17 protein-coding genes are annotated in these 15,570 nt (G+C 53.6%); 16 read left to right on the top strand and 1 reads right to left on the bottom strand.

The window, feature by feature from the left end:
• The first annotated feature begins 127 nt into the window (after positions 1-127).
• The 6 genes from pspA to HCZ99_RS02510 all read left to right on the top strand — a co-directional run bounded on the left by pspA (position 128) and on the right by HCZ99_RS02510 (position 4,394).
• Positions 128-793, top strand: coding sequence for a phage shock protein PspA (gene pspA, locus HCZ99_RS02535; protein WP_167445283.1), 666 nt, complete (start codon positions 128-130; stop codon positions 791-793).
• 55 nt (positions 794-848) lie between these two features.
• The gene (pspB, locus tag HCZ99_RS02530; protein WP_167445282.1) at positions 849-1,097 is read left to right on the top strand and encodes an envelope stress response membrane protein PspB; all 249 of its coding nucleotides are present in this window, start codon (positions 849-851) and stop codon (positions 1,095-1,097) included.
• A complete protein-coding gene (locus HCZ99_RS02525; protein WP_254869397.1) occupies positions 1,094-1,735 on the top strand; it encodes a PspC domain-containing protein in 642 nt (213 codons plus the stop codon). The genes pspB and HCZ99_RS02525 overlap by 4 nt, the downstream gene beginning before the upstream one ends.
• Before the next feature lie 252 nt (positions 1,736-1,987).
• Positions 1,988-3,364: an ATP-binding protein gene (locus HCZ99_RS02520; RefSeq protein ID WP_167445281.1), complete on the top strand. Its 1,377-nt coding sequence runs from the start codon at positions 1,988-1,990 to the stop codon at positions 3,362-3,364.
• Positions 3,365-3,466: 102 nt separating this feature from the next.
• Positions 3,467-4,036 carry an EndoU domain-containing protein gene (locus HCZ99_RS02515; protein WP_167445280.1) on the top strand — a complete coding sequence of 190 codons (570 nt, stop codon included), beginning with the start codon at positions 3,467-3,469 and terminating at the stop codon, positions 4,034-4,036.
• A 25-nt stretch (positions 4,037-4,061) separates the two neighbouring features.
• Entirely contained in the window at positions 4,062-4,394 is a 333-nt protein-coding gene (locus tag HCZ99_RS02510) for a hypothetical protein (protein WP_167445279.1), read from the top strand.
• Between the two features lie 36 nt (positions 4,395-4,430).
• On the opposite strand, the gene HCZ99_RS02505 is transcribed toward HCZ99_RS02510, so the two are convergent.
• Complete coding sequence (locus tag HCZ99_RS02505; RefSeq protein WP_167445278.1) at positions 4,431-6,254, bottom strand: autotransporter outer membrane beta-barrel domain-containing protein; 1,824 nt, start codon at positions 6,252-6,254, stop codon at positions 4,431-4,433.
• 514 nt (positions 6,255-6,768) lie between these two features.
• On the opposite strand from HCZ99_RS02505, the gene HCZ99_RS02500 reads away from it, so the two are divergent.
• The 10 genes from HCZ99_RS02500 (at position 6,769) to sdhD (ending at position 15,568) form a co-directional block, all read left to right on the top strand.
• A complete protein-coding gene (locus HCZ99_RS02500; protein ID WP_167445277.1) occupies positions 6,769-7,125 on the top strand; it encodes a hypothetical protein in 357 nt (118 codons plus the stop codon).
• A gap of 159 nt (positions 7,126-7,284) precedes the next feature.
• Complete coding sequence (locus tag HCZ99_RS02495; RefSeq protein ID WP_167445276.1) at positions 7,285-8,433, top strand: serine hydrolase domain-containing protein; 1,149 nt, start codon at positions 7,285-7,287, stop codon at positions 8,431-8,433.
• A gap of 161 nt (positions 8,434-8,594) precedes the next feature.
• Positions 8,595-9,053 carry a MarR family winged helix-turn-helix transcriptional regulator gene (locus HCZ99_RS02490; RefSeq protein ID WP_167445275.1) on the top strand — a complete coding sequence of 153 codons (459 nt, stop codon included), beginning with the start codon at positions 8,595-8,597 and terminating at the stop codon, positions 9,051-9,053.
• A gap of 11 nt (positions 9,054-9,064) precedes the next feature.
• A complete protein-coding gene (locus tag HCZ99_RS02485; protein ID WP_167445274.1) occupies positions 9,065-11,173 on the top strand; it encodes an FUSC family protein in 2,109 nt (702 codons plus the stop codon).
• Positions 11,170-11,373 carry a DUF1656 domain-containing protein gene (locus tag HCZ99_RS02480; RefSeq protein ID WP_175581369.1) on the top strand — a complete coding sequence of 68 codons (204 nt, stop codon included), beginning with the start codon at positions 11,170-11,172 and terminating at the stop codon, positions 11,371-11,373. The genes HCZ99_RS02485 and HCZ99_RS02480 overlap by 4 nt, the downstream gene beginning before the upstream one ends.
• 8 nt (positions 11,374-11,381) lie before the next feature.
• A complete protein-coding gene (locus tag HCZ99_RS02475; RefSeq protein WP_167445273.1) occupies positions 11,382-12,329 on the top strand; it encodes an efflux RND transporter periplasmic adaptor subunit in 948 nt (315 codons plus the stop codon).
• Between the two features lie 112 nt (positions 12,330-12,441).
• Entirely contained in the window at positions 12,442-13,320 is an 879-nt protein-coding gene (locus HCZ99_RS02470; protein WP_167445272.1) for an HpcH/HpaI aldolase/citrate lyase family protein, read from the top strand.
• 53 nt (positions 13,321-13,373) lie between these two features.
• Positions 13,374-14,459: a MaoC family dehydratase gene (locus HCZ99_RS02465; RefSeq protein ID WP_167445271.1), complete on the top strand. Its 1,086-nt coding sequence runs from the start codon at positions 13,374-13,376 to the stop codon at positions 14,457-14,459.
• A 317-nt stretch (positions 14,460-14,776) separates the two neighbouring features.
• The gene (gene sdhC / locus HCZ99_RS02460; protein ID WP_167445270.1) at positions 14,777-15,157 is read left to right on the top strand and encodes a succinate dehydrogenase, cytochrome b556 subunit; all 381 of its coding nucleotides are present in this window, start codon (positions 14,777-14,779) and stop codon (positions 15,155-15,157) included.
• Between the two features lie 27 nt (positions 15,158-15,184).
• Positions 15,185-15,568 (top strand): succinate dehydrogenase, hydrophobic membrane anchor protein, encoded by a 384-nt coding sequence (gene sdhD / locus HCZ99_RS02455; protein WP_167445269.1) that lies wholly within the window; start codon positions 15,185-15,187, stop codon positions 15,566-15,568.
• The last annotated feature ends 2 nt before the right edge of the window (positions 15,569-15,570 follow it).

The following is a 15,570-nucleotide window of genomic DNA, read 5'->3' as shown; positions in this document are numbered from 1 at the left end:
AAAAGTAATTTAAATAGTCTGATGATTGCATAATACATTGAAATACATAGATAGTAAAAATTGGCACGGCATTTGAATTAGTGAGATCAGAATTTTTGCGTCCCTCGTTTTTAAAGGAGATCTGACAATGGGCGTGTTTTCGCGTTTGTCCGATATCGTAAATGCCAACATCAATTCGCTTTTGGATCGTGCCGAAGACCCGGAAAAAATGGTTCGGTTGATGATTCAGGAAATGGAAGACACGTTGGTTGAAGTCCGATCATCCGCGGTTAAGGCGATCGCCGACAAAAAAGAAGTCGAGCGGAAGCTGAAAAAGCTGCATGACGGTCAAGTCGAATGGGACGCCAAAGCGGAATTTGCTGTGTCCAAGGGCCGTGACGATCTTGCCAAAGGGGCGCTGATGGCGCGCCGTCGTTTGGCCGATCAAAGCGTTGTTCTGGAGCGGGAGCTTGAAGTGATTGAAGAGACCCTTGGCAAGTTTGACGAGGATCTGAATAAATTGCAGAACAAGCTGACCGAAGCCAAAGGCAAACAGCGCGCGGTGGAAATCCGGATGCAGACCGCTGAAAAGCGTGTCAAAATGCGTGAGAAAATCCATTCTGGTCAGATTGATGACGCACTTCTGCGCTATGAGCAGATGGAACGCCGGATTGACGAACTTGAAGCCGGTGCGGATTCCTGGGACCTTGGTCGCGGGCAGAGCCTTGAAGAACAGTTCGAAGACCTTGAGGGCGAGCTTGGGATTGAAGACGACCTTAAGGAACTTAAAGCCCGCGTGAAGAAAGCAAAATAAGCAGCGTATTGGGTGTTTCGATACGCTTCCTTAAACAAAGAATGAGCAGACAGACATGTGGGCGATTGCCGTACCCTTGATTGTGTTTCTTGTCATTGTTGGACCGGTTTGGGTGGTGTTTCACTACATAACGGTCTGGAAACGGATGAAGGCGGCGCAACGCACCCAAAGCCCAGCGCAAACCGAACACGAAAAAGCAATCGTTTCGGATTTGACAAAACGGGCCAAGCGTCTTGAAAGCCGTGTCGAAACACTTGAACGCCTGTTAGATGCCGAGGTTGTCGAATGGAGGAACAGGATATGAGTGCCCAGCAAGCAACCGCCGATGGCGGCGGGTATCAGCGCGGCCATAAACAGCGCGGTCCGCGCGGATGGGGCGGATGCCATTCGCATCGCCAGCAACGCCACCATCGCCACCATCACCAAGACCGGAACCAGAACGGTGAACGCTGCGATGGTGTGATCGGGCGGACCACCCGCGGGATTTCAGAAGCTTTTGGCATTCCGCGCAAAGGTGTGTTGATTGCCTTTGTCCTGATCCTTGTGTTCAGTTTCCCCGTTGGTGTGATGCTGTTTGCCCTTGCATGGGCCTATGTCCATCATCCTGATTGGTTTGCCGGTCTGCGCGGAAAATGGCGCGGTGCATCGGGTCGGGCGCGCTATGACGCAAAGGCAACATCGGAAAGTGCCGCGTCAGAAGAGCGTCCAACCATGGGTGTTGATTTTGAAGAACCCTGGATGGATGAGCTGCGCAGAAAGTTTGACGACCTTGAACGTCGCACCGGATCGATGGAGGGGTTTGTGGCCTCTGGCGATTATGGTTTGGCGTCCGAGCTTGAGCAGATGAAAAAGGCAGATGCGTCCAATGATGGCCAAGATGGCACGTCAAAAGACGCAAAAGACAAAAAAGACACCGGTTCTTCCCCTAACGATAAAGCGTAATCAAGCGCATACGAACTTGGCAGCGATTTTCACGTCCCCGTCCCGCGTATCCCCAACGCGTCTAAACTGTGAAATCGCTGCCTTCTTTTATTTGGTGCCGGACCTGCCTTGCGGGTCCGGTTTTTCTTTTGTTTGCAGGTAATTGCTGAAAACATTCGAAATAGCGTTTATCACTATACCTAATTTAAAGGTTTTCCCGGCAGGATCGCCAAAGATGCGCGGTCAGCCGCGGTATATTCAGGGTAGGTGAGAATGGCGACCATAATCGAACATCCGGGTGAACGGGACTTTCTGCACCGGCTGATGCTGGATAATCCGTGGTGGGACGGGGTGACCGATGATTTGGTGCATGACCTGCCGCAACGGGCCTTTTTTAAACGATTTTGGGCCGCCCTTGAAAAGCATGACGGGCAAAAGGCCGTTGTCCTGACCGGGCCACGCGGGGTGGGCAAAACCGTAATGATGCGCCAGGCGATTGCTGGCTTGCTCAATGCCGATACGCCGCGCCGTCATGTGTGTTACATCTCGCTTGAACATCCTCTGTTTTTGGAAATTGACCTGCCGCGTTTGCCGAAATTGCTACGCTCCATGCGCGGGATTTCGGCCGATCATCCATTATGGATTTTTGTTGATGAGGTTTCCTATCAGCGTGATTGGGAAGACCGTTTGGCCCAGTTGATTGTGGCCGATCCGATGTTGCGCGTAGTGGCGGTCAGTGCGCTGGCACCAAGTGCGGATAGTTCCGGCCATATTCAAAGCCTGTTTTTACCACCATTTAGTTTTGCCGAATATCTTGAGCAAAAGGGCGTGTCGCCCAGCGACGTTTTGCCGGAAACCCCGAATGTTGGGCGTTATACATCCGATGTGCCTGATGGCTTGGTTGAGCTCAACGAGATGTTTGAGTCCTATATCAATGAAGGCGGGTTTCATGATCGCGACGGCGAAGCGCGCGCGATCCATCGTTCCCTTCATTCTGATTTGCCGGGGCTTCATGGCATTTCAAGCCCGTCGGACTTGCATCGGTTATTTGCGCTTTTGGCGTATAATACCGGGTCGGAATTTTCGATCGAGACGCTGGCGCGGGAGCTTGATATCGCCAAAAACACTTTGCGCCGGTATTTGGAATATCTTGAAAGTGCGTGGCTGGTGCGCCGCCTTGAACGGGTCGATCAGGATGCCAAACCGTTCCAGCGTGCGGTGGCGTTTAAGGTCCATCTGATTCATCCGGGGCTTCGGACGGGGTTGATCGGCGGGCGGGCGACCGATAGTGCGACCATCACGCGCCTGGCGGAAACGGCCATTCAGACTCAGTTTTTGACATCCAGTGTCGGTATGGAAAGTCTGTATTACGCGCGTTGGGGGCATTACGAAGTGCCGTTTGTGTTCCTGGATCGCCGGTCGGGAACGCCGCTTTTTGCCTATCATTGCCTGTGGCGCGATGAAGCAATCCGCAAGCCAAAGGAAATCCGTGCGCTTGTTAATTTCCGCGGCAGTCATCCCTTGCCGCTTGGCGCGTTTGTTCTGACCAAGGCGCAATGGCATGGCGGGAAAATTGGCGGTGTGCCGATGCGGTTTGAACCCGCAAGTGTTCTTGCCCTGCGGATCGGGCTTGAATTTTCGCAGCTTTAACGACCGTCACATGGTTGGTCATGGTGCGTCTGGGGTGGGCAGTATGTCCGTGCTATTCTGCAAGGACAGGAACTGCATCAGACAAAGCAAAGGAGGTCGTTTATGACGACACTTTCAAAGCTTTTCCAAGTGCTTGCCTTTGGCGCGTTGATGGTGGCGGTAGTGTTTTTGCTGTCGCTTCAACTGGCGTCAGCGCAGGTTGCTTGCCCGGCGAACCCGCATTGGACCGGCACTGTTCCGCCGATTAATGCGGATCACGTTTTCTGTGGTGAGATCCGTAAGAATGGTACCGCCGCCGGATTCCATTCTCGTCCGGGGGGCGTAAACCCGGCAACGGTTGCCAATGTCGTGGTCAATCAGCCGCCGAATGCCAATGGCATATATGGTGGCAACGTAATCTTGGTGAACCCGAACGGGCCAAACCCCGCCAAGTTTTCGACCATTTTCCCGGACGGTTGCAGTCAGGCAGAAGTCGTTCAATCGATCCTGTATGCGCATGCAAATCCAGTGGCGTGCCCGGCGGGCGCACCGGGATGGGCAACGTGTGGTATGAACCGTCCTGACCCAGCAACGCCGGGCCATTGCGTCGGCGACGACGCCACGACACGGTTCTTCATTGCGTTTGCGACGCTGGGCAATGGCAACATCAACACAGCTTTTCCGTTGCGTTAAGCTAGGACCATAAGGAAGACATACCATGGCAGGCGGTGATTTTCCTGTTCCTGATTGGCCGGGTAAGGTGGCTGGTAATGCCGGTCACGATCGGATTGCCGCCTGCTTGGTCATGGACATTCAGCGCGCAGCGGACTGGGCACATATTGTCCTTTCCCATGTCCGAGATGTGCAGGACGGCGGCGCGGATCATTGGGAAATGGCGATGAATGCTTACATGCTGAGTGTCGGGCCACAGACGACCGACATCGCGCCGGTCTATGAGGAGGCTGGTGAAGTGACAGTTTCTGTCCAGACATCGGAACTGTGTGTGGCCTTGCAGGCATGGTGCCAGCAGATCACACAGCAGTCCGATTAATCCGGCTTACTCGGATATGATCCGAACGTACCTGTTTTAGAACGGCAGCGAGAGGCTGACCTCGATGCTGCTGGTGTCGTTTTGGTGATCTTTGTCAGCGATCGACATCATGTGCGACAGGCTCAGCTCGCTTGTGAGGTCGCCATAGGCATAGCCCAAGCCACCGCGCAAACGCTGATTGCCAAATTCGTTCAGATTGCTGCCAAAGAACGGTTTGACGACGCCAAGGTCGCGTCCTTGGTCATCCTTGAGGGCAAAGCCATATGTGATGGTTCCAGCAAGGGTGTATTCGCTATAATCGCTGCGTCCGGCAAGGTAATTGCCTTCAAGCGCGCCATTCAGGCCAAGTTGACTGTCAGACAGCCGCACCCCGCCGCCCAGATTGAAGGCTGTGGCGTCGTTATTTACCTCGTCGGTGAAGTCATGGATCATGCCCGCTTCGATAAAGGGGGTAAGCGTCATGGTGCCTTGATAGAAATCGTAAGCCATTTCGACGGCCGGTTTGATCTGGCGGGTATTGGAATGCGATGCCTTGACCACGGAGCCGTCGCTTTCGGTATATCCGTCAACCGTTTTGCGTGCGGCAAGCAACGCAACGCTGGGGGACAGAGACAACGGCGTATCGGTTAGCGGGCGATACCGATAGGACGCAGAGACTGCGCCATACCAGATGTCGGAATCGGTATTGCCCCGAACCGCGCCATTATCGCGAGTAACGTCGATGTCGCCCATGCCAAAGCCTGCTTCGGCGACAAGGTTTACCCCATCAAACGGGCTGTAAATGGCATAGGGCGATACCACCCAGCCGGTTTCGTCATACGTCCCGTTATTGAACGCCGTGGTCAAATCCGTGTCGTTATAACCAAGCGAGACGCCAGCGGTCATGGTCTGGGTGAATTGATAATCAAGGCCGATATTGTAACCCCAGACATCGCCGTTATAGCGGCTGTCTAGCGTGCCGTTGGCATAATCGTTATCCACGTTGGTATAGGACCCATGTCCCCAAACCGTGAAAGGGGACGGCGTGGAAAGGGCAGAGCGCCCATCTGGTCCTGATGCGCCGCCAGTGCCACTATTTCCACCCTGATCGGCGGGGCCAAGATTGAACAAATTATTGCCAAAAGATTGCGAGCTGTCGAAGTCGCCCATCATGGCCAGTTGTTTGAGCCCGGCGCCACTGTCGTCGGTGGTGTAACCGGTATCCTGATGGTCGTATGCAAAAGAAGAAAGCGTGGAGTTGCTGCCAGCCAGTGATGTTTGGTCGGAGCCAGTAGGGGTGCCGTTTATCCCGCCACCAGTTGTACCGCCAGCCGCGTTGCTTATGGCAGATACACGTGCGCCGATATTTTGCTGCACGACACTGGTCTGAGATCGCGACACCGCTGCAACAACGGCAGATGTTGTGCTGGCGGGCGTTTGCGTCTCTGCTGATGGCTCAGGCGTAGGCGTCGGAGCTGCCCCGGCGACGCAGTTTATCGTCATAGTAATGGTGCCAGACAGCTTGGTCACTAGGAGTTGGCCACCTGTCGTATCTTGCGGAACCGTAATGTTTGCAGTCTCGGTGGCGTCGCTTGCAACGGTGACAGATCGTAAGATTTCGGGACTGGAATTAGCAACATCATTGTAGGTGAACGTAAGAGTGGATCCTCCGCCGGTATCGGTAACTGTTATCGAGGCGACTTCCCCAGCCTTGAAATCAACCTGGCTACCGGTGAGTGGTGAATTCACCAGGAAGGTACTGTTGCCGTTCCATTGGGTGCAGCCGGTACTCAAATCAGCAGCAGATGCGGTTTGGGTGAGCGGCAATAACAGTCCCATAAAGGCCAGTCCGCAGATAAATGGTTTGAGTGGTGTGGTCATTTTCGCGGTCCCCCATTTAGTTGCGCTCCCCCTCCCTAAAAACACCGTGGTTGTCTTTGGGTGTGTCTGGCGTTCACGGCTTCTAGTCTAAGTTGTGCATTTTGAATGCAATCCGAAGTGTAGTTCACGTAAAATGACCTTGGGTCAAGAAAATATGGCGCGTTCATACAAACAAGGCCAAATAGTGATCGTTGATTGAGATGAAGAGAAGATTTCGCAATACGCAAGGGGCAGGGTGCTGTTCTTGAGGGTAGGTGCATATCAGAAAGACATTGTATACGGTTTGAGCGAATCGGGTATTTGACAGCTATCATGTCGATTTCAGGGCAGCGGTTGTTTTCTGATATTCGATTAATGAGGTCTTAAGTGGCCTTGGGTCACCCCTTTGGAGGTCATACTGGAGGCTAGTTTCTGACCTTAAGTGTAGTTCTGGGCCCGGGAAGGCTATTGTGTCTGTTTGGCGACTCGCGTATTGCGCAGTTCTGAAATTGATTTCATCATGCAGGAGTGGGCGATGGGCGAATCACTCGGTGGGCCCTATCCCGTCGTGCCAGACTGGCCGGGACGCAATGCAGGTAACAGCGCACATGCGCGCATTACAGCACTGTTGTTGATTGATATTGGTCAGTCGCTGCAACAGGCGATGGCGTTGCGTGATCGTATTCTTGATCAGATCGCCCCGCGCCAGGGCAATCCCGATGAAAACGAAATCATCCTGAACGCGTATGCTGTTTATCTGGGGCCGAAAACGTCTGTCATTGAGGCTGCCTTTGATGAAACAGGCGAGGCGCCTGTTGAAGTTTTGACCGCAGATCTTTTGGCCGCGATTGAGCAGTATATTATCGATATAGAGCGTGCCAGCCGTCCATAGCATTGCAATTTCATGAAAAGTTTGAGCCCATCCCGATTTAAATAGCGAATTAGCGGTGTCTTTTCCTTGGATTGACAGCGAATGCTGACCATATTAAGGGGGCACTTCAATCAGTCGGGGACAGTTTTCGTGCCAAAGAATGCGCGCCTGGGGGCGCAAATGCGCAAAGAGGGTGGTGCCTTTTTGTTGGCGATTTGCCTGATCTTCGTGTGGGGCGTTGCGGCCCCGGCCTTGGCGCAGACAAAAACAGCCCCGTCAAAACCCGCGCCAAAATCTGGTTCAGATCCCTTAACAACGTTTTTGCATCAATATGTTGAACAGGCCGGGTTGCCCGGTGCTGTTCTCGGTGTTGGCTATGACACGGGGGCGATGCGATTGGCGGCGACCGGATATGCATCGGTGCGCCCCGATGAAGGCATGACCACGGACCGGCAGTTTTATATCGGATCGCTGACCAAAATGATGACAGCGGTGGTGACTTTGCAGTTAGCATCGGAAAAGCGGATTGATTTGTCCGACAAGATTGGCAAATTCCTGCCCAAGGAATTTCAGGGGCGCATTGCCAATGCTGATACCGCGACGCTGCGTGATCTGTTGCGTAACAGTTCGGGTATTCCTGATTATCTTGATGGCGAATTCTTTTTCCAATTGGTCGGGCGCGATCCCAAACATGGTTGGCGCAATATTGAGTTGTTGCCGCTGATTGCCGACCATGATGCGTATTTCAAGCCCGGTTCAACCTATGCATCATCCAACAGCAATTTCATTTTGCTGGGTGTGATGATCGAGGCCGTCGAAGGGGATCATATCGAGGCGGTGTTTAATCGCCGCATTTTCGAGCCTGCTGAAATGACCAATACGGCCTTTGGTCGTTTTCCGCGTCCAGCCCTTTTGGCGCGCGGTTTTGATGATGCAAATGATGACGGGCAGCTTGAAGACGTCACCGATTATGATGTGGGCGATCAATTGGCCGATGGCGGCGTGATGTCGACCGCAGAAGATTTGATCAAATTTGCCCGTGCGCTGTTTGTTGATGGCGTGTTGTTGGGGCCAAATGCATTAAAGCGTGCGACCACCGATACGATTTTTGCCGGCAACGGTTCGTATGGCTATGGCCTTATGATCGGCAGCACCGATTGGGGGCCGGTTTGGGGGCATGACGGGATTTACTTTGGTTATTCCGCCGAATTTTCATGGTTCCCGGAACAGAAAACCGCCGTGGTATTTTTGGCCAATGGGCGGGCGCTAAACGAAGTTCCCAGCGTTACCAGCATGATGATGACAGGTTTGTTTGGGAAGCCGGACTAAGCCGGAATTTCTCGCCTGCTTCCGAGCTGCGGTTTTTTATTCCACAAAAACAAAATCATAGCGGGTCTCTGTGAATTATTCTGGTTCCTATGCGCAGGCTGCATAACAGGTAGATTGTTAATAGTTAGAATCCTATCTAATTTTCATGCTATGGTCCGGGCATGGAAAAAATTGATCATGAACCCGGATATTTGACCCTTGGCAGTGCGTTGATGCGCGTTGCGCGGGGTTGGCAGCGCGAAGTGAACAGAACGCTTTTGTCGTCTGGTCTGTCGCAAACCATGGTGATGCCGCTGATTGCGCTTCATCGCGGTGGCGGTGCCGCGCGCCAGGGCCTGATCGCCGATGAAATCGGGGTCGAGGGACCGTCACTTGTGCGGGTGATTGATGGATTGGAACGCGACGGGTTGGTGACGCGGGTCTGCGACCCCACCGACCGTCGGGCGAAAATGGTGGCGCTGACCGATGCGGGTAAGCAAAAGGCGACCGAGGTCGAGACGATCTTGGGCCAGCTGCGCAGCGAACTGACCGCCGATATCGATGCCAAAGATCTTGATCGCACGCTTGAGGTCATGCACAGCCTTTTGGGTAAGCTTATCCTTCGTGGCGATGGGCAGTAAGGTCGGCTGATATGTTAAAATCCATCCTTGCGCTGCGACCGTCCGTCGCTGATTGGGTCTTTTCGCTTAAGACCTTTGCTGCGTCGATCCTGGCACTTTATATTGCGTTGATGTTTGACCTTGATCGCCCGGTGTGGGCGATGGCGACGGTTTATATCGTTGCCCATCCGATGTCGGGTGTTTTGGGATCAAAGGCGATTTACCGTGTGCTCGGCACCATATTAGGCGCGGTTGCCGCTGTTGCCTTTGTGCCCAATTTCGTCAATGCGCCGGTTGTTTTATCGGCGGTGCTGTCGATTTGGGTGGGCTTTTGCCTGTTTATGTCGCGGCTGGATCGCACCCCGCGCAGTTATGTCTTTATGTTGGCGGGATATACCGCGGCGATTGTTGGTTTTCCGTGTGTATCGGACCCTGGCATTGTGTTTGATACGGCGATTGCGCGTTTCCAAGAAATCAGTCTGGGCATCCTGTGTGCCACACTGGTCAGCCACGTTGTTTTTCCCCGTCACATCGGGCCGGTGATTGCCGGGCGTGTTGACGGGTGGATGACCGATATCGCCAAACTGGGCGAAGAAAGCTTCGATCCGGACGCAGACGGCGAAGCCATTCAGAACGATCGGGCCCGCATCGCGGCGGACCTTGGCGAATTACATGGCTTGGCCCTGCATTTGGGATATGAAAAATCCCGTTTCGCCGGGCGTACGCGTCATTTGCAGGCCCTGCAAAGCGCGATGGCGGCGATTTTGCCGGTGTTTTACGGGATTTACGACCGATTGGTCGCGCTTAAGACGGAAAATGGATCCATTCCGGCGGAATTAACCCCGTTATTGACGCAGGTGTCGGACTCCATTCAGGCCCAAACACATGGTGTTGAGCAGGCGGCTGAGTTGCATGAGGCGATTAACACCTATGCCGCGACCCTTCGCGGGCGGGATGACTGGGCGTCTTTGTTGCAATTGAATTTATGTGATCGCCTGCATCGGCTTGTGGATTATCACACCGATTGTCATGCGCTTTGGGCGGGTATTCGGGCCGGTGATGTGCCCGATATGTTGGTGAACCGCTGGCGTGAAGTCGGCCGTGATCGCAGTTTGCACCGTGATTATGGCGTGGCGTTTCGTTGTGGCGTGACGGCATCGATTGCAACGGCGGTGGTCTGTGCATTCTGGATCATGTCGGGATGGCCCAGTGGGGCGACCGCGGCGATGATGGCGGCGGTTGGATCCAGCATCATGTCGTTTCTTGATAACCCGGTTCCGGCCCTTAAGGGCTTTATCCGCTATACCGCGATGGCGGTTGGGGTGGTGCTTATTTACAGCCTTGTGATCCTGCCGGGCATTGATGGGTTCCCGCTTTTGGCATTGTCTTTTGCGCCTTATTTCATTTTGCTGGGCGTGTTGATCACGTCGCCGCAAACATATGGCTTTGGCTTGGCGATGTTGGTCAATGTGGTCATGATCTTGAATGTCAGTTCGTCTTATACCAGCAATGTCGAGATGCTTTTGGGTGGTGGGATTGCATCGCTTTTTGGGTTTGGCGTGGCGGCGATTTTCACATCCTTTATCCGGGTTGTGCCCGTCGATCGATCCATTCGCAGCCTTGTTCGCGCCAATTGGCGTGACATTGCCGCGGTAGCCAAAGGCAAATTAAAGCTGGGCCGGATGATGATGATCCGCCGTCTTTTGGATCGGCAGGGCTTGATCTTGCCGCGGTTGGCGATGGCGCCTGAACACCGTGAAACGTTGCTGCGCGTGATGCCCGAAGTCACGATTGCCGCGGTGCTTTATGACCTGCGTCAGCTGCGTATTGAGATTGGACCGGCATTGTCGGCCAAGATTGACGATGTATTGGAAAACACCGCCCGGCATTTCGAAGACAGACTGGATGATTTTAACCGCCCGCCCGATGACGTGATCCTGACTGGGGTTGATGGCGTTCTGTGTGACGCGATTGCCCTGCCAGAAGGTCCAAACCGCGAAAAGCTGCTTATTGCGTTGGTGGCGTTGCGCCGGACTCTTGCCAAGGAGGGCGCACCTGCTTTTGCCGTGGCGGGCAATACGACTTTACGAAACGGATCGGATGCGCCGCATGCAGGCGGTCTGATCGGAGACACCGCATGATCAACCAAACTCTTAATATTTATGGCCTGTATGTTCCGACGTTACTGGTGATTGCACTGGCGGCATGGGGGTGTTTGAAAATCGCCCATGTTGGTCTGGCGCGGATCGGTTTTTACAAAATAACCGTTCATCCCGCTCTGACAGACTTAGCCCTCTATGTGCTGATCCTGACCGGACTTTCGGCCCTGTTCATTCAATAGGTGATGAAATGAAATCGTTTTTTGCAAAATTTGGGCGCATTGCCTTTACGCTTGTTCTGGTGATTGCCGCTGTTGCCGGTGCGCTGCACCTTTATGATTATTACATGAATGAACCATGGACCCGTGATGGGCGGATCAGTGCCGATGTGGTTTCCATCGCCCCGGATGTTTCGGGGTTGGTCAGCCATGTGAATGTGCATGACAACCAGACGGTCAAGGCGGGCGATGTTTTGTTCACCCTTGACCCGGCGCGCTATCAGGTGGCGGTCGACCAGGCCAAGGCAAAACTTTCAAGTGCGGCCGCGGCCCGCGATCAGGCATCACGCGAAGTAAAACGCTATCAGGGTCTTGATAGCGGCGTTGTATCGCGCCAGAAAAAAGAACAGGTCGAAACCGACCTGCAAACTGCCCAGTCGGCCATGGACCTTGCCAAGGCGGACCTTGATTTGGCGGAGCTTAATTTGGAGCGCACCCGTGTGGTGGCGTCGGTTGATGGGGTGGTGACAAACTTTTCCCTGCGTCCGGGCAATTATGTCGGGGCGGGATCGGCCGTTGCAGCCTTGGTCGACAGTACGTCGTTTTATGTTGCGGGGTATTTCGAAGAAAACAAACTGCCGCGCATCGCGATTAATGATCGGGTCGAAATCAAGTTGATGGGCGATGAGCATCCGATTTTTGGCCATGTCGTCAGCATCGCAAGCGGCATTCAAGACAGCGAGCGATCCGGCAGTTCTGGTGGTCTGGCCGTCGTAAAGCCAACCTTTAGCTGGGTGCGTTTGGCCCAACGCGTGCCGGTCCGTATTGCAATTGATAAAGTGCCAGACGGTGTCCGCCTTGTGGCGGGACGCAGTGCCACCGTGACTGTTTTGCCGCGCGATGAAGATGGCGACTTGGTCAGCTTTTCGGATCTGACCGATCAGTTGACCAAACGCGTTAATGCCGGGCTGGTTTTCTAGCTCGGACGTGCCGCAACGCAAAAAGTGGCTTGCAGTGCACAACAAGTTTGGGTAATTTTCGTAAAAATAAACAATCAATATTGAACGAAAATTATCAACTGGGAGAGTCCTGATGACTGCTGCTGCGCGTCCGCGTCGTTCTGTTTTGTATATGCCGGGATCGAATGCCCGTGCATTGGAAAAGGGCAGGAGCCTGCCAGCGGATGGTTTGATCCTTGATCTGGAAGATGCGGTGGCACCCGATGCAAAGGATAGCGCGCGCGATCAAATCGTGTCTGCCTTGGCCGAGGGCGGATATGGCAAGCGCGAAATTCAGATCAGGACCAATGGCCTGAATACCCCGTGGGGCTACGCCGATATTGTTGCCGCGGCCAAAACATCAGCGGATGCGATTTTGCTGCCCAAGGTCGAAAGTGCCGATACCGTGCGCCAAGTGGCAACAATCATGCAGGCCGAAGGGGCGCATGAAGACATGCGCATCTGGTGCATGATGGAAACCCCGCTTGCGATGCTGAGTGCCAAGGAAATTGCTGGCGCGCATCCCAAGCTGGGTGGGTTTGTCATGGGCACATCTGATTTGGCAAAGGATTTAAATTGCGCCCATACCCCGGACCGGCAGCCGATGATCACAAGCCTTGGTTTGTGTCTTTTGGCAGCACGGGCGTATGGCTTGGCGATTTTGGATGGCGTGCATCTTGATCTGTCTGATGAAGACGGATTTGCCGCATCCTGCCAGCAAGGCCGCGACATGGGGTTTGACGGCAAGACGCTTATTCATCCCAAAACCATTGCGGCTGCCAATCGGGCCTTTGCGCCAAGTGACGACGATGTGGCGTGGGCGCGCAAAATCATTGCCGCCCATGAAGATGCCGCGTCCAAGGGGCAGGGGGTTGTGGTGGTTGATGGCAAGCTGATTGAAAACCTGCATGTGGTGTCGGCGCAAAAATTGGTGACCATGGCCGATTTGATCCGCGAAATGGATGCTGCCTAATTCGTCTGATCCAAGCGTTTGCAGAAGTTTCGGCCTTTTAGGGAGCGCGGTGTATGTCAAAAGCCACTTCAAAGAGCAATTCAAAGACGACCTCGAAGACCAATCTGGGCAATTATTTCGAAGATTTCCGCATTGGGCAGGAAATCCGCCACGCGACGCCGCGCACCATCACATCTGGGGATGTGGCCCTTTATAATGGGCTGTATGGACCGCGCTTTGCCGTGCAGTCGTCTGATGAATATGCCCATCGCATTGGGTTTAAAGCTGCCCCGGTCGATGATCTTTTGGCGTTTCATGTGGTGTTTGGCAAAACCGTGCCGGACGTGTCGCTAAATGCGGTGGCCAATTTGGGCTATGGCGGCGGGGTGTTTGGCGTTCCGGTTTATCCCGGCGATACGATCCACTCGGTTTCAACCGTGACCGGGCTTAAGCAAAATTCAAACGGCAAGACCGGGGTGGTTTACGTCAATACGGTCGGACGCAATCAGCGCGGCGAGATGGTCCTTGATTATAATCGTTGGGTGATGGTGGTGAAAAATGATCCGTCTGCCCCTGCACCTGAAACGGTTTTGCCAGAATTGCCCAAGGTTGTGGCGCCAGAAGCGCTTCAAGTACCTGTTGGGCTTGATACATCCGATTATGATCGCGCCCTTTCGGGATCAGCCCATCTTTGGGGCGATTATCAGGTCGGGGAAAAGATCGACCATATTGACGGAATGACGATTGAAGAGGCCGAACATCAGATCGCAACGCGTCTGTATCAAAATACCGCCAAGGTCCATTTTGATCAGGTCGCCGCAAGTGCGGGGCGGTTTGGCAAGCGGCTGATATATGGGGGGCATATTATTTCGTTGGCACGCGTGCTGTCGTTTAACGGGTTGGGGAACGCGTTTAAAATTGCTGCGATCAATGCCGGGGCGCATGCCAATCCGGCCTTTGCCGGGGATACTGTTTTTGCCTGGTCTGAGGTTTTAGATAGGTTTGAACTGCCTGCGCGGTGTGATCTTGGTGCGCTTAGGTTGCGGTTGGTTGCCGTGCGCGGGCGCCCGGCCAGTGACTTTCCGTTGCGGTCAGAAGACGGAAAATATCAAAACGATGTTCTTTTGGACTTTGACTATACCGTTCTAATCCCCAGATAAGGCAGAGTGCGTTCAACTTGTTAGATATGGTAATCCAATTGTTGTGACCTTGCGTAATAAGGTCTAATTGTGCAATTGCTAAGTTCACGTTACGCCGTATGCACATCAGAAGCATGACCAAGGTTGTGTTTTGGGCCCTTCCCGCGGGTCGTTTACGGTGTCTGAGAGGTTAACCTATGTAGTTATACGGATGCGAAAATCCGATTTAGTCACTGATTTCTTTGGTTTGCAAAGGGGTTCAGATTGACTCAAACGGCTCGCATGGGTAAATAAACCCTGCTTTCCCGCCAGCTACTTTGAGAAGAGGCAATTCCGTTATGAGCAAAGCCAATCGGCCGCTGTCTCCGCATTTACAGGTGTACCGGCTTCCTTTGGCAGCAAAGATGTCTATCACATTCCGCGTGATGGGGATCGGCCTTGCCATTGGTTTCGTATTTTTAGCGTCTTGGCTGATTGGTGCCGGCGCTGGCCGTGACGCCTTTGATGGCTATCAGGCATTTTTCACCTCGTGGTTTGGTCTTGTGTTGCTGTTCGGTTGGACAGCGGCGTTTTATTACCACGCCTGCAACGGTGTCCGACATCTGATGTGGGATACTGGTCGCGGCCTGTCCAATGAGGGTGCTGCAAAAGGCAACCCCATCGTTCTTGGCGCGGCAGTTGTGCTGACCATTCTCACCTGGATCATCGGCCTAGTTTAAGGCCGGGCAAGAGGGGACAATTTTGTCATGAAGATGCAATCCGATCTTGGCCGTGTTCGCGGTCTTGGTTCTGCGAAAAGTGGCGCATCGCACTGGTGGACCCAGCGCGTTACAGCCATGGCGAACCTTCCGCTCGGCATCTGGTTCATAATTTCGATTCTGTCGGGCCATGCAGCCAACTATTACGCCGTCCAAGCGTGGCTGAGCTCGTACTTCCATTCGACCATGATGATTCTTTTGATCGTCAGTTTTGCTATTCATGCCTCGCATGGCTTGCAGGTCGTGATCGAAGACTATGTGCATAACCGTAAAGCAGAGATGATTTCGTTGATGCTGATCAAGGCTGTACTGACCTTCTTGTCAGTCGCGGCGATCGTATCAGTTCTACGTATCGTTTTTGCCGGAGCCTGAGC

Source organism: Thalassospira lucentensis, from assembly GCF_011806425.1.
GTDB lineage: Bacteria > Pseudomonadota > Alphaproteobacteria > Rhodospirillales > Thalassospiraceae > Thalassospira > Thalassospira lucentensis_B.
Note: the sequence above shows the minus strand (reverse complement) of the source record. Positions and strands in the feature narration are given on the sequence as shown.

Bases quoted from the DNA above. Each gene is read 5' to 3' on its own strand.
- HCZ99_RS02485 (WP_167445274.1), top strand. From the start codon at position 9,065: ATGTTAAAATCCATCCTTGCGCTGCGACCGTCCGTCGCTGATTGGGTC.
- HCZ99_RS02520 (WP_167445281.1), top strand. From the start codon at position 1,988: ATGGCGACCATAATCGAACATCCGGGTGAACGGGACTTTCTGCACCGG.
- pspB (WP_167445282.1), top strand. From the start codon at position 849: ATGTGGGCGATTGCCGTACCCTTGATTGTGTTTCTTGTCATTGTTGGA.
- HCZ99_RS02525 (WP_254869397.1), top strand. From the start codon at position 1,094: ATGAGTGCCCAGCAAGCAACCGCCGATGGCGGCGGGTATCAGCGCGGC.
- HCZ99_RS02495 (WP_167445276.1), top strand. From the start codon at position 7,285: ATGCGCAAAGAGGGTGGTGCCTTTTTGTTGGCGATTTGCCTGATCTTC.
- HCZ99_RS02480 (WP_175581369.1), top strand. From the start codon at position 11,170: ATGATCAACCAAACTCTTAATATTTATGGCCTGTATGTTCCGACGTTA.
- HCZ99_RS02490 (WP_167445275.1), top strand. From the start codon at position 8,595: ATGGAAAAAATTGATCATGAACCCGGATATTTGACCCTTGGCAGTGCG.
- HCZ99_RS02515 (WP_167445280.1), top strand. From the start codon at position 3,467: ATGACGACACTTTCAAAGCTTTTCCAAGTGCTTGCCTTTGGCGCGTTG.
- HCZ99_RS02470 (WP_167445272.1), top strand. From the start codon at position 12,442: ATGACTGCTGCTGCGCGTCCGCGTCGTTCTGTTTTGTATATGCCGGGA.
- HCZ99_RS02500 (WP_167445277.1), top strand. From the start codon at position 6,769: ATGGGCGAATCACTCGGTGGGCCCTATCCCGTCGTGCCAGACTGGCCG.
- HCZ99_RS02475 (WP_167445273.1), top strand. From the start codon at position 11,382: ATGAAATCGTTTTTTGCAAAATTTGGGCGCATTGCCTTTACGCTTGTT.
- HCZ99_RS02510 (WP_167445279.1), top strand. From the start codon at position 4,062: ATGGCAGGCGGTGATTTTCCTGTTCCTGATTGGCCGGGTAAGGTGGCT.
- pspA (WP_167445283.1), top strand. From the start codon at position 128: ATGGGCGTGTTTTCGCGTTTGTCCGATATCGTAAATGCCAACATCAAT.
- sdhD (WP_167445269.1), top strand. From the start codon at position 15,185: ATGAAGATGCAATCCGATCTTGGCCGTGTTCGCGGTCTTGGTTCTGCG.
- HCZ99_RS02465 (WP_167445271.1), top strand. From the start codon at position 13,374: ATGTCAAAAGCCACTTCAAAGAGCAATTCAAAGACGACCTCGAAGACC.
- sdhC (WP_167445270.1), top strand. From the start codon at position 14,777: ATGAGCAAAGCCAATCGGCCGCTGTCTCCGCATTTACAGGTGTACCGG.
- HCZ99_RS02505 (WP_167445278.1), bottom strand. From the start codon at position 6,254: ATGACCACACCACTCAAACCATTTATCTGCGGACTGGCCTTTATGGGA.